Source organism: Paenibacillus sp. 01T424, from assembly GCF_056398745.1.
Map to the genome: position 1 here is coordinate 1 of NZ_JBFTPZ010000003.1, position 13,560 is coordinate 13,560.

At 41.8% G+C, this 13,560-nt stretch carries 14 protein-coding genes; 1 reads left to right on the forward strand and 13 read right to left on the reverse strand.

Annotated features, from left to right (window positions below):
* The 10 genes from AC1DPK_RS03430 to AC1DPK_RS03475 all read right to left on the reverse strand — a co-directional run.
* Positions 1–395 (reverse strand): EpsG family protein (locus AC1DPK_RS03430; protein WP_477509336.1); only part of this gene is annotated, 395 nt, incomplete at its 3' end.
* A gap of 38 nt (positions 396–433) precedes the next feature.
* Positions 434–1,345, reverse strand: coding sequence for a glycosyltransferase family 2 protein (locus tag AC1DPK_RS03435; RefSeq protein WP_477509337.1), 912 nt, complete (start codon positions 1,343–1,345; stop codon positions 434–436).
* 16 nt (positions 1,346–1,361) lie between these two features.
* Positions 1,362–2,447 carry a glycosyltransferase family 1 protein gene (locus AC1DPK_RS03440; RefSeq protein ID WP_477509338.1) on the reverse strand — a complete coding sequence of 362 codons (1,086 nt, stop codon included), beginning with the start codon at positions 2,445–2,447 and terminating at the stop codon, positions 1,362–1,364.
* Positions 2,374–3,561: a glycosyltransferase gene (locus tag AC1DPK_RS03445; RefSeq protein ID WP_477509339.1), complete on the reverse strand. Its 1,188-nt coding sequence runs from the start codon at positions 3,559–3,561 to the stop codon at positions 2,374–2,376. The genes AC1DPK_RS03440 and AC1DPK_RS03445 overlap by 74 nt, the downstream gene beginning before the upstream one ends.
* Complete coding sequence (locus tag AC1DPK_RS03450) at positions 3,524–4,690, reverse strand: glycosyltransferase family 4 protein (RefSeq protein ID WP_430057627.1); 1,167 nt, start codon at positions 4,688–4,690, stop codon at positions 3,524–3,526. The genes AC1DPK_RS03445 and AC1DPK_RS03450 overlap by 38 nt, the downstream gene beginning before the upstream one ends.
* A gap of 23 nt (positions 4,691–4,713) precedes the next feature.
* Positions 4,714–5,595: a UTP--glucose-1-phosphate uridylyltransferase GalU gene (gene galU, locus AC1DPK_RS03455; RefSeq protein ID WP_076267867.1), complete on the reverse strand. Its 882-nt coding sequence runs from the start codon at positions 5,593–5,595 to the stop codon at positions 4,714–4,716.
* A 25-nt stretch (positions 5,596–5,620) separates the two neighbouring features.
* On the reverse strand, positions 5,621–7,447 hold the full coding sequence (locus AC1DPK_RS03460) for a polysaccharide biosynthesis protein (RefSeq protein WP_339207721.1): 1,827 nt from the start codon (positions 7,445–7,447) through the stop codon (positions 5,621–5,623).
* A gap of 353 nt (positions 7,448–7,800) precedes the next feature.
* The gene (locus tag AC1DPK_RS03465) at positions 7,801–8,457 is read right to left on the reverse strand and encodes a CpsD/CapB family tyrosine-protein kinase (protein WP_477509340.1); all 657 of its coding nucleotides are present in this window, start codon (positions 8,455–8,457) and stop codon (positions 7,801–7,803) included.
* Positions 8,447–9,199, reverse strand: coding sequence for a YveK family protein (locus tag AC1DPK_RS03470; protein ID WP_477509341.1), 753 nt, complete (start codon positions 9,197–9,199; stop codon positions 8,447–8,449). Before AC1DPK_RS03470 ends, AC1DPK_RS03465 begins: the two co-directional genes overlap by 11 nt.
* Positions 9,200–9,299: 100 nt before the next feature.
* The gene (locus AC1DPK_RS03475) at positions 9,300–9,710 is read right to left on the reverse strand and encodes a helix-turn-helix domain-containing protein (RefSeq protein ID WP_076267870.1); all 411 of its coding nucleotides are present in this window, start codon (positions 9,708–9,710) and stop codon (positions 9,300–9,302) included.
* A gap of 210 nt (positions 9,711–9,920) precedes the next feature.
* Here AC1DPK_RS03475 and AC1DPK_RS03480 point away from each other — a divergent pair, with 210 nt between their 5' ends.
* Positions 9,921–10,802 carry a phosphotransferase enzyme family protein gene (locus tag AC1DPK_RS03480; RefSeq protein WP_477509342.1) on the forward strand — a complete coding sequence of 294 codons (882 nt, stop codon included), beginning with the start codon at positions 9,921–9,923 and terminating at the stop codon, positions 10,800–10,802.
* 243 nt (positions 10,803–11,045) lie between these two features.
* On the opposite strand, the gene AC1DPK_RS03485 is transcribed toward AC1DPK_RS03480, so the two are convergent.
* The 3 genes from AC1DPK_RS03485 to AC1DPK_RS03495 are packed head-to-tail and all read right to left on the reverse strand — an operon-like array spanning position 11,046 to position 13,550.
* Positions 11,046–11,912, reverse strand: a complete 867-nt coding sequence (locus AC1DPK_RS03485; protein ID WP_430057621.1) for a 5'-3' exonuclease — start codon at positions 11,910–11,912, stop codon at positions 11,046–11,048.
* 43 nt (positions 11,913–11,955) lie between these two features.
* Complete coding sequence (locus AC1DPK_RS03490; protein ID WP_477509343.1) at positions 11,956–13,161, reverse strand: aminotransferase class I/II-fold pyridoxal phosphate-dependent enzyme; 1,206 nt, start codon at positions 13,159–13,161, stop codon at positions 11,956–11,958.
* Positions 13,162–13,169: 8 nt separating this feature from the next.
* Positions 13,170–13,550, reverse strand: a complete 381-nt coding sequence (locus tag AC1DPK_RS03495; protein ID WP_076267876.1) for an arsenate reductase family protein — start codon at positions 13,548–13,550, stop codon at positions 13,170–13,172.
* Between the last annotated feature and the right edge of the window lie 10 nt (positions 13,551–13,560).

Consider the following 13,560-nt stretch of genomic DNA (forward strand, 5'->3'; position numbering starts at 1 on the left):
ATATATAGATATACGCTTAACTCAAATAATCTCGTATATTTATACAAGACGATTACTATCAGTACGTTTGTTAGCACTCCGGTCGTTAAAACAAGAATTTGCGGATCATCCGATATTTGCTTTAGCAGCATTTGGAATATATTAAAACCTTTGTCTTGGCTTCGGACAACAGTGTTCCAACTAAAATCACCTATTGAATAGCTATGCATATAAAGAAATGTATCACCAATGTTTATCCGCAAACCCGATACCGTAGCAAGTGCAAGTGCTGCTATTACAGCTAAAAATTTATTTGGTTTAATTAGAGCAGGGGCTAGCCCTGCTTGAACCGAAAAATATCTAGCTGTAAGAGCAACTGTGAATACAATAACCAGGGTGAACCACAGTATCGTCATATTATTTAATCCCTCCTTTACAATCATTTTCGCACTTGCTAACCGTGACTTTTCTTAACAGCAACCGTTGTTTTACTCGTATTCTGAATATAAATGTAAAGTAACACCCCTAACGGAATTGCTAACATTGTAATTCCTTTACGAGGTGACTCTTTAAGAAAGTTTTTATTTCGAATAATGATACTGCTGGAAACATAATGAATTGCCTCGCGAATTCTCTCTTTCAAGGATGGAGCATATAACATAGCAACCTTTCGGAAGAATGAGAACCCATGTGGATTTTTCTTATACTGATTAATGATATTTAAGCTAGATCCGTCTTGCATATATTCAACTACACACAGTACCTCATTCATGATTAGTAATTGATAATCCTGATCGATCAAAATGTATTTGTATGATAAGGGACAATATTTCTCACCTGCGAATAAAGGGTATGGCGGATATTTTTTCATAATATCAGTACGATATACCAGCTTTTTATCACCTTTTACTGAATGCAAAGCATATAAGTCGCTAAGAGTTGATTGTTTCACATGTTCAGGAAGCCTAGTACCAATTATCTCGTTATCCTGAGAGACGTCTAAGCCTACTATACCCGCGTATTGTTTGCTGCCAGATGTCTTCCAAAATTCAGTTATTTTCTCCACAGCATCATCTGCTAAATAATCATCCGAATCTATACAAACATTAAGCTCTGTTTCAATACGTTCATAAGCAGCATTGTGTGCGCCATGCATGCCTTGGTTATTCTGATAATGATATTGAATCGGTATTTGATTATCCTGAACCCAACTCTCGATTAGTTCCTTCGTATTATCCGTAGATCCATCATCAACAATGAGCCATATAAAATCTTTGCAGCTTTGACGTTTCAGACTCTCATAACAAAGATGCAGTGTATATGCCCGGTTATAGGTAGGTGTAAAAACAGTCAACATCGGTTTCAATACACTATCCCCCCTCTTACCTTAAAACAGCCATGGGCATCTGATTCATATAATAGTCAGATAACCATTTTGCCATAGTAGAAGTATCGTATCCTTTTTCTCTCAGAGAGTCCGATGTGTCCACATGCCCAGGGGAAGTATTAATAATTTGCTCAGCCCAATAATCTGCAGTTTGCTTTAAGCTAATAAATTGAAGCCTGCCTGTTACATCTGTCTCCGTAGTAATCGTATCTGAGATAATACTTTGTATCCCTGAAGCTTGTGCTTCTACTAGAACAACGGGCAATCCTTCAAATAAAGAAGGGAACAAAAAGATATCCATTCCCTGCAAGAGATTGGAGATATCCTTTCGTACACCGAGTATTTTCACACAATTTGTTAAACCTAATTTCTCTATTTTTTTCTCAATCGCATTTCTCAAATGACCCTCACCAACTAATACCAACATTGAATTAGGTTTTTTGTCATGAACAGCTTTAAAGACATCTATCAAAAAATCATGGTTTTTTTGTTCAGTGAACCTTCCAATATGACCAATAACTAATCGATCTCCCGCCGAGAGCTCCTCTCTTATTTCATCACGAATAGTTTGATTAAATGAAAACTGGCTTACATCAACAGCGTTATTTAATACAACTACTTTACCGGAATCAGCTATTTTTTTTCCGAAAAGCCATTTACCTGCTTTTTGTGAGCATGCAAAGTAGCTGCTAGGATTATCCTTCATCGTTAGTCTTGCATACAGACGGAATGGCAGCTTAATATCTATACCTAGATCACTTAAATGACTATGAGTGATTCGACAAGGAACTCCCGCCTTTTTTGCTGCTTTTAGAATAAAACTACTATTCTCATTAATATGAGCATGAACGACCTTATAGTAAGGATGATCTATAAAGAATTGATCAAGGCTTTTAAAGTATTGAGAATAATTTCCCGGCCTAATCTGAGGCATTCGGTAAATTTTACCACCTAATGCTAGGATCTCTTGATCGTAGTGTCCTTCAGCTTGTCGATGAACGATAAAGTCAAACTGAATTTTGCTTCGATCCATCTGACGGTAATAGTTTATTAGCATCGTTTCTAAACCGCCACGATTCATGATCATTACCACTTGCAAGATTCTTACTGGTTGCAACTTTAGCCCTCCCCACATTTTTTATACGCATCCAATTCACAGCCGTAAGCATCAAATAAATACCTAAAGAAAACTTATTTTTTGCACATAAAAAAAACACCCTCCACACTAAAGGGCAATACGCTTCATCAAATTGCATGAAAGAGTTTCTTATCCGATTCCCATTCAACATCATTTGCAAAGCTTTTACCTTTGTAAGCATCGAGGATGATTTTTTATTACTCATGATGTTAAGACCAAGTCCTATTACATTCATACAAATCCGATTGTGAAAAGCTATTTTATATTCAATCTGAAGCTGCTTTGCCTCTATAAAAGACTCAATTGAACAGTAGAGCTTTTCGAACTTCTCAGCGAGCATCGGGTTATAAGTGGATGTAATTGAAGTAGTATTTGCCCGCCAATAATGATAAAAAGGACGATTCAGAAACAAAAAAGATTCAGCATTATAAAAGACATGAATGTTGAAGAGTGTATCCTCATTACTGCCTATGATGCTGAGATCTTTAAATTTCACCTTATTGTCTTTCAGCAATGATGTACGATAAAGTTTTGACCATACCGTCCCCCAAGCATCCAGATATTCGGGATTCGCTACCTCTTCCTTTAATGGACCAACAAGCCGCCTTAGCATAGTCGTTTGTACCTCATCCATAAGATACAATTGCTTGTCAGGCATGTTGAAGCGCTTTTCCTTCGAATGTGTCCCAAACTCCCGAATATACGTACACATCACAATATCAACGTTTTGTTCCACAGCGCACTCGTACATTTCTTCATACATTTTTAAATTCACCCAATCATCTGGATCAACGAATCCGATGTACTCCCCATTTGCTGCCAGCACACCATCGTTTCGTGCAGCGGACACACCTTCATTTTCTTTATTAATAACAATGATTCGTGAATCCCGTTCCGTATATTCCTGAAGAATGCTTAAGCTGGAATCCGTAGATCCATCGTTTACTGCAATAATCTCTATGTCAGATAAGCTTTGCTCTAGCAAGCTATTCAAGCATCTATCCAAATACAGCTCCATATTAAATATAGGCACGATGATACTGACTTTGGGATTCATTTTGTTCCCCCAACATAAAGGACTTGTATATTTCATTAAGCTCTAGCTTCACCTGAAGCAAACCATATTTCTGTACCATTTGAAGGCTAAACGCCCCCATCCGCTGCCTCAGCTCCAGCGATTCACTCAGCTTCCTTAACCGGTCAGCAAATAATTCCATATCGGTTGGCTCCAGCACGAATCCATTCTCGCCATCTATAACGAGCTCTGAATGGCCTCTATTCCGCGTGGCAACAATGGGCAGCCCGCAGGCCATGGCCTCCATTAAATTGACGGGCAATCCCTCACGCAGGCTGGATGCTACTGCGACGTCGCACATGGGCAGCAGCCGGTCGATATCTGTCCGATAGCCAAGAAAATGGACCATCGATCCAACTCCTAATCGCTCTGCCAGAGCCTGGCTTTCCTCAAGCAAAGGCCCTTTACCAGCCAGCAGCAGCCGGCCATGCGGTACCGCCTCTTTAATAGCGGCCAACGCGTGAATGAGCAGTTGATGGTTTTTGTTTCGGTTAAATTCAGCAGCATAAAACATAAGGAAGTCGTCCGTGCGATAATCGAGTTCCTGACGCAATCGCCATTTATCAAGCTTTTGCAAAGGCTTAAAATGTGTTGTATTTACGCCAACACCATGAACATGAGCGATCCGCTTTGCTTTAAATTTTTTGGTGACAGCGAGCTGATAGTCCTCTGTATTGATTGTAATTAAACAGTCCGTCATGCTGGATAGTCTCTTCTCAATTGGATAATAAAGCATCCAGTTCAGGAGCGAGCCACCTTTGCAGAAATGAAAACCATGCGCGGTATAAATAACTTTTGTTCCTTGTTTTCTCGCCGGCTGTGCCGCGAGTCTTGCTAACACRCCGCCCATTGGCGTATGGCAATGAATGATATTATAATCCTGCTGCTGAATAATTGCCTTCAGCTCTCGGTATGCTTTGACATTGTTGGAATGGAACGGTGAGCGCTCAATGGAAATATTAAACTTCCGGTCAACAAAAGGGAGCTCCAGCTCGCCCTTTGCGGCGATATGGACCTCCCACCCTTGCTGCTTAAACCATTCGAGAACAGGCATATGAAATGCCTTGAAATGATAATCAACCGTTGCGCAAAATAAAATTTTATTTGGCATGCTTCTACCATCCTATACTAGAATTATTTTCTAGCAGATTCTCTTTCAACCATTTGCGATAAATAGTTTAATAGCTCATAACGCAAATCCTCACGCTGAAGAGCAAATTCAATCGTCGTCTGGATAAAGCCCATTTTCTCACCCACATCATGACGCTTGCCTTCGAATTCATAAGCGTATACGGCTTCCATTAAGTTTAAAGCAGCAATCGCATCGGTCAGTTGTATTTCTCCGCCCGCTCCAGGCGATTGATTTCCGAGAATGTCGAAGATCGCCGGGTTCAAAATATACCTGCCCATAATCGCCATATTCGATGGCGCCAGCTCCTTGGATGGCTTCTCGACCAAATGTCTAACCCGGTGGAAGGATTCTTCCATAAGAGTGCCATCTACAATTCCGTAGCGAGATACGGCTTCATCCGCCACACGCTGCACGCCGATAATCGAAGTATGATACTCATCATATTTTTCGATCATCTGCTTGATACAAGGCTTCTCCGCTGAGATAATATCATCCCCAAGCAGTACGGCAAACGGCTCATCGCCAATAAATTTGCGAGCGCACCATATGGCGTGCCCAAGCCCCTTCGGCTCCTTTTGGCGGATATAATGAATATCTACCATATCCGCTGATTTGCGCACTTCACTTAATAAATCGTATTTATGTTTGGCAGTCAAAATTTGCTCCAGCTCAAGTGAGTTATCAAAATGATCCTCGATTGCCCGTTTTCCTTTACCCGTTACAATAATAATGTCCTCGATGCCTGATTCAATCGCTTCTTCCACAATATATTGAATAGTTGGCTTATCGACGATTGGCAGCATTTCTTTTGGCATCGCTTTTGTTGCTGGGAGAAACCTTGTACCCAGACCAGCAGCTGGTATTATCGCTTTTCTAACCTTCATAACTTTTATGCAACTCCTTCTTTTTTTAACCTGTTACAGATGCAAATCCAGGAAGCTCTACGACATTATTCGCTAGATCCAGCAGCCTTGTACGCAATTCTGCTTTGCTCATTCCCCCGTGCAGGGCAATAATTTCTTCAATATGTTCAAAATAAATCTCGGATGATTTGCCTATGTAGATTTTTGGATAAACCTGCTTTTCATTGATTTCATCATCCTTAAGCATTTCTTCGAATAGCTTCTCGCCTGGGCGAATTCCTGTGTACTCAATGCCGATTTCCTCGACCGAGTAGCCCGACATCCGGATGACATTTTGTGCAAGATCGGTAATGTTAACCGGATCACCCATATCGAGGACAAAGATTTCACCGCCTCTGGCAAGTGCACCAGCTTGAATGACTAACCTTGAAGCTTCAGGAATGGTCATAAAATAGCGAACCATGTCCGGATGTGTAACCGTTACGGGTCCCCCCTTCTCTATTTGCTTCTTGAACAGCGGAATAACGCTGCCGCGGCTGCCCAAAACATTGCCGAATCTTACCGCTACAAATTTGGTATTGCTGAACCGGTCCATATGCTGAATGACCATCTCTGCAATCCTTTTTGTCGCGCCCATAACGCTGGTTGGATTAACCGCCTTATCGGTCGATACCATGACAAACGTATCCACGCGAGCTTGGCTGGCTGCTCTTGCCGCATTCAAGGTTCCCATTACGTTATTTTTGAACGCTTCCTCTGGATTTCTCTCCATCAGTGGAACATGCTTATGTGCTGCTGCATGATAAACGACCTGCGGACGATGAGCTTGCATAACGGCCAGCATTTTATTTGCGTCTTGCATATCGGCGATTTCTGTCACAAATTCTATTTTTGTATGTCCGTAAAGCTCTTTCAGCTCCATCTCAATGGAGTAGATGCTGTTCTCTCCATGTCCAAGCAAAATAAGCTTCTCCGGTAAAAACCTCGAAACCTGCCTGCACACCTCAGATCCAATCGAGCCCCCAGCGCCTGTTACCATAACGACCTTCTGAGTGACGTAACCTGAAATACTCTCAATATCGAGCTCTACAGGCTCACGCCCTAATAAATCCTCAACCTGAACATCACGAAATTGACTAACCGACACTCTGCCGGTAGCCAAATCCTCAAGCATAGGAATGATTTGTGTTTTTGCTTTCGTTTTAGCGCATTCGCTAAAAATCGTGTTGAGCTGTTTTTTGCTCAGTGAGGGTATCGCAATAACGATATTGTTAATCTCATAATCAAGCGCTACCTTCGCAATGCTTTCAACTCCGCCCAACACCGGAATGCCCATAATATCTAGATTATGTTTGTTTACATCGTCATCTATGAACGCAGTTGGCAATAGCTCCATATCATTGTTGCTAAGGAGCTGACGGGCAAGCATCGTACCCGCAGAGCCAGCACCAACAATTAACGTGCTTTTACGCAATCCAGCATTTTTCTGGTAGCTGCCACGGAAAATTCTCCAGCATAACCTCGATCCTCCGATTAACAGCATATGAATCATCCAGGTCACGGCCAGCAGCCTGAAAAACACATCCTGCATCACAATTTGCTGAATAATCGCTGCTGCAAAGATCGAGAAGGAAACGGCCTTTGTAATAATCAATAGCTCCCCTACACTCGCATATTCCCATGCCTTCTTATACAAATTGTAGTAGAAGGAAAAGAAATGATGGCTTAATAGCAAAGTAATTGAACTAATTACAATGGGTGCAGTCACCACATCAAGTGAAGCACTTAGCAACAACCTGCTAAAAAAAATGGCGGTAAAAACGATAATGGAGTCGATTAAAATCAATAAAGACAATCTTTGTCGATACGTCAAAGAACATTCACCCTTTCTTCAGATATAGAAAAACAAACGAAATTATTGGCTTAAAAAAATCAAGTTTCATATCTCTGCTACACTCTTAGAGTGTTTAACTAAAAGGCTTTATACCAAACCATTTAGTTAAAGACTCTAAAATAGAGTCCAGGGGCATCGAACCCCGCCTCACACCACACTCTTGACGACTCGCGTCTAAGGTTTTTTTGCAACCCACAGTATGGCCGAGTGCCTCCATTGATAACGGTGAGGAGACATTACCGAATGAAATTGCCTTTACAAACACTTAATGTGCTTTATAAAGAACAATAGTCCGTAAAAAAAGCGCTATCCGATTGATATCATCAAACGCTCTACTTATTTAGTATGACACCCAATATATTAGCTTTTGCAAACAACAATGCACGTTTCGCTTCCAGTGCAAGCTCCTGCTGTGTTTTCCCATGTTTTAAAAGCAAGAGTACGCCGTCACATTTACTTACCAGCGCATTCGTATCCGGAACGCCAAGAACCGGCGGGCAATCCAGCAGGACCATGTCATAATGCTCATCTGCAAATGCCATTACATCTACCATGAGCTGTGAATCGAGCAGTTCTGTCGAATTATAGAGGCGCTGCCCGCTTGGCAAAATATCGAGTCCTTCGACCTCCGTATTATAAATCGCTTCACGAATTTCGAGCTGCTGCCCTAAAACATTCGACAAGCCTGGCGAGGTTTGCACATTAAAGATTTTGTTTATGATTGGATTGCGAAAATTTGCGTCGATGATCAGCACTCTATCGCCACGTTGTGCCATACAGACTGCTAAGTTGACTGCCGCTGTCGATTTCCCTTCACCCTCTGAGGGCGAAGTAACCAGTAAAGAACGCACCTTGCCGCCGCTCGCTGCATAATGAATATTGTTTCGAATGGTTCGATATTGCTCCGAAACGATGCCATGCGGATTAATATAAGCGAGTAAGCTTTTGTTTACATAAGACTTTGACACCTTTTGCCGTTCACGAACCAATCGTCTCACCTCTTACAGAAATGCTTTTTTGTTTTTTCAAACGACTGCTAGCATAATCTTTTCGTTTAATTTTATTAACTTGACCAAGCATCGTTAGGCCGAGCAGCTCTTCCACTTCTCGTTCTGATTTGATAGAATCATCGAGTGAATCTAGCAGGAATACTAACCCTACGCTCAAAATCATGCCCAGCAAGAAGGCAATGTACACGATACGATTGCTTTTTTCATTAATTGGGAAAGGATTTTCTTCTGCCTTCGTCAACAATCTGATGCTCGTAATTCCAAGCACTTCCGATGCTACTTGCCTGTAGGTTTCCACTRCTGTATTTGCGATCTCAGCTGCAAGCCTTGGATCGGTATTCATAACAGAAACTACGGTAACAAGCGAGGCATCTACACTGTCTACTCTAATTTGGCTTCGTAATGCTGCTGCCGAAAGATTAAGACCGAGCTTTTCAATTACCTGATCCAAAACGATTGGCTCTCTGAACAATACCCTCACTGTGCCCATCATATCCGAGGAAGCAGCCACGATCATCCGCGTGTTTGATACATACATTGGCGTTTCAGGCTTTGAATTAAAGAAGCCTGCAGCGACTGTAAAGAGAATAGTAATGACCATGACTATCCACAGACGTTTTTTTACCGTGAGAAATAATGCTTTGAGATTTATTTCTTTAATCTTCACTCTGTCTTGATCATGATGCAATGCTTGTGAATCCTCCAGCCGTTTACCTTCCATTTGCACACCTGCTTACTATGTTTGTTATAAAGAACAATAACACAATATTAGTTCTTTATATAGAACATGTCAATACACTTTCCCGACTTTTTATTCCATGTCAGTTATCGATATGAAGAATAATAATATTTGATGATTTCTTTTTGTCAGCAGAGTAGACATTCGTCTCCGTTCTGCTTTCCTTCCACATATTTGAACGGATCAAGTCTTTTAGTGCTTGGAAATCACCCTTGCTCATACCTTCATCAACCGCATTTTTAATAATGACTCGCCATTCCTCATCCAACGTTTCATCCATATGAATCTTTGGTAAATGCTCTTCTCCGAGTAAATATTCAATGTTAGAGTCTAGTGGAGCTGCTATTTTTGCCATTACCTGAAGAGATGGGTTATTCTGCATATTGCGTTCAATGTAGCTCAAGTAGGACTTGGATACGCCCGCTAGGTCAGCAAGCTTCGTGATCGAGTAGCCCTTTTTTTCCCGTAGACTTTTAATCCGTTCCCCTATCATAATATTCTCCTTCGGCCAGATTAGATCTAAACGTAAAGCTGAACAAAAACAACACAAACTAACACTTTATAACAGACAATATGTATATTTTAGTTCTTTAATAAGAACAGGTCAATAGCATTCCATTTTTTTATATGCAAAGAAGCAGCAAAGATGTACAATTTTTGCAAAAGCAGAAGTTGTAAATATTTATTGAAAGGGAGATTATTTATGATATATTCGCTTAAATCGATAGACTGGATAGCGAAAAATGACCTTATCGATCATCTATTGCAACAAGAAGATAACTTAGCCATTTCTACAATGGATCAAGGTTTTGAAGCTGAGGTGGTAAAGGTCACTTTGGAGCAAACAAGCTATGTATTAAAAATATGGAACAAGGACTCCAGACCTGATGTTAGTTTCCAGTTTCATTTATTGAATGCACTCTTTGACCGTGGATTATCCGTGTCGAAGCCTATTGGCTGGGGGATGAACGCTAATGGCGAAAAGGTATTGTTCACATCGTTTGACGGAGCAGCCGTTAAGAAAGTAAATAAAAAGAAAATGTCCGATCTTGCGCTCCTACTAGCAAGTATCCATCAAACTCCAGTGGAAGAGCTCTTACATGTACAGCTTCCAAAGTATGACTTCATCGACTACTTTTATTCTGCCATAAAAGAACATCCCGATTTATTGCTCGCATTAACACATTTTTTGAGTATGACAGAGATGAATCAAGAACAATTGATACACGGTGATTTTCATTTAGCAAATATACTCGAAAATAATGGAAAGTATACCGTCATTGATTGGACCAATGGTCAGTTAGGTGACATAAGGTATGATTTTGCATGGTCGTTCGTTTTAAAGAGCATTTATGTGTCTGAACAGAATGCTTCTGCATTTCGTACTGCTTATCTAAAAACAAATCCAATTTCACAAAATGACGTTCAGCTTTTTGAAGCGATCGCATGCCTCAGATGGATATTGTACAGTAGGCATAAAAAAGTGCCAAAGGGGACAAATACCCGTGATACAATAATAAGCTTAATCACTAACAACCCTTACTTGAAAGAGCTAGATTTATACGATTTTTCAAAAAAGATATAAAATTTAGTTGCACAAGCCTTCACAAAACACGTAAAACAAGGCTGAACAAGACGAAGCCATGTTCAACCTTTTTTGCTGCCCTTCTTGACTCGCACTTCCTACTGTACATGCACAAACTTTTTTATTTCATGTACTATTTATTCCTTCCTCGTTCATCCAACTATAATTACCCATTTTTATGAACGTCAATAAAAAAAGATCTCCTCACTACGGTATATAACCGTAAGAGGAGATCCTTTTCATTTATCCAATAAGCGAAATCAAGCTTTTAAATTCCAGCTCTTCAAATTTGAGCAATACGGTTTCGCGTTCATACGCCCAGCAGCAGCCATCAAGCTCTGCCGATACTGGCACATCACAGCGAATTGTCGCTAAATCACGGGATAGATGCAGCATATCAAGATCTGCTTCAATTTTCACTCGGATAGTTTTGGATACCGCCTCCAAATTAGCGAGCAAACCCTCGATAGAACCATGCTCTTGAATAAGTTTATGAGCTGTTTTTTCTCCGATACCTTTCACGCCAGGGTAATTGTCCGCTGTATCTCCCATTAACCCTTTGATGTCGATAATTTGAATAGGCGTAAGTTGGCGTTCTTCCATTAGCGTTTCCGGCGTATACACCATGTAGTTCCCGATGCCCTTCTTCATGATCGCAACCGATACCCGGTCGTCCACCAGCTGAAGCATATCATGGTCACCCGTCACAACAAAAATTTGCGCTTGATCCTTAAGTGCAGCAGCAAGTGTTCCAATGCAGTCATCCGCCTCATATCCTGCGATCCCAATATTCGGTACACCGAAGCTGGCAACAACTTCTTTCACAAGATCAAACTGAGGAATTAGATCCTCTGGCGCAGACGGACGATTGGATTTGTAACCATCATACTGCTCCGTACGAAATGTCGTGCTTCCCATATCCCAGCAGCATACGACATGTGTTGGATTAAACGTATTGATTGCATCCATGAAATACCGAACAAAACCATGTACTGCATTAACAGGTACGCCTGCACTTGTTTTACGAACGCTTCCTCCGAATGAAGTAGCGAAATAAGCCCGAAATAAGATTGCCATCCCATCAACCAAAAGTAAACGTTGTTCACTCATCGTTATAAAACCCCTCTCAAACATATAAAACCATTATTAATATTTATTGCCCACGAATAAATTTTCCAATCCGCCCCGCAGCTTCCTTCAACCGTTCTTCGCTTTCTACCAGCGCTATTCTTACATAACCTTCACCCTCGGAGCCAAAAGCTTCCCCAGGCACAACGACAACGCCTGTTTGACGAAGCATTTCCTGGGAAATTCGCCTGGACGTCCACGGCTCGCTAAGCGACCACTGCATAGGAGGAAGCTGCGCCCAAACGAACATTGTTGCCCGAGGTGCCGCAATATCCCATCCTTCTGCTCGAAGCGCTTCAAGGAATGTATTACGCCGCTGCTCATAAAGCTTTCCTGCCTTTGGCTTCTCTACATTTGCTATCGCTTCCTGAAGTGCAACAATTCCTGCCTCTTGAATAGGATCAAACACGCCGTAGTCAATATTCGCTTTCAGCTCGCGGAGAGCGGCGACTGCTGCTCTATTTCCAGCCAAAAAACCAATTCTGCAGCCAGCCATGTTGAAGCTTTTGGACAAAGAATGGAATTCAACCGCATGGTCGATTGCACCTGGTACCTCAAGAATGCTAGGCGGCTCACAGCCTTCAAATCCCATTTCGGAGTATGCAAGATCATGAACGACCAATACGTTATGACGCTTTGCTTTATCAATCAATCGCTCAAAAAAGGAGATGTCCGCTATAGCAGAAATCGGGTTGTTCGGGTAATTGAGCAAAATAAACGTTGCCTGGTCCCATTCCGAATCCGGTATTGCCTCCAGATCAGGCATAAAGCCATTCTCCTCGCGCAGCGGCATCAATACAGATTCGACTCCCGCGAGCGCTAATGATGCAGCATAAATCGGATACCCCGGATTAGGCAGCAAAACGATATCGCCAGGATCACAAAGCGCCATGGCAAGATGGGCAAGACCGTCTTGTGAGCCAAGCAGTGTTACGATCTCGTCTCCAGCATCCAGCTCCACGTTAAATCGATGCTTCATCCATTTCGCTGCATGCTCTCGAAATGGCAAGCCGCTTTTAATTGCTGGATACGAGTACATATCACTGCGCAATGCCGCTTCACTAAGCGCCTGTCTAACGGCGGGCGAAGGCGGCTGATCCGGATTTCCGATGCCAAGATCAATAATATCAAGACCGCTTTCCACAGCTGACCGCTTCCACGCTGCAACTTCTGCAAATATGGATGATCCTAGCTGCGACAGCCTATTGGAACGCCATTTGGTTTGTGACATACGTCCATTCACCCTTTTCCATTGTTCCAAACTTGTTCGTATTGTTCTTCCTTATATCCAACAGTAACCGTCTTGCCATCCGTCACGATAGGCCGTTTAATCAGCATGCCGTTCGAAGCAAGCAAGTCATATTTCTCATCTTCAGACATGTCAGCCAGCTTGTCCTTCAAACCAAGCTCCCTGTACACATCTCCAGATGTGTTAAAAAACTTTTTCAGCTCCAGACCGCTGTTTTTGACAATCTCCTTCAGTTCCGCAGCTGTAGGTGTTTGCTCAACAATATTTCTGGATACGACATCGTTGCCCTTATTTTGCAGCGATTTAAGCGCTGAGCGGCATGTACCGCATTTTGGATATTGAATGATAGTTAGTTCCTTTTGTTTCGTCATCCTCTTGTTT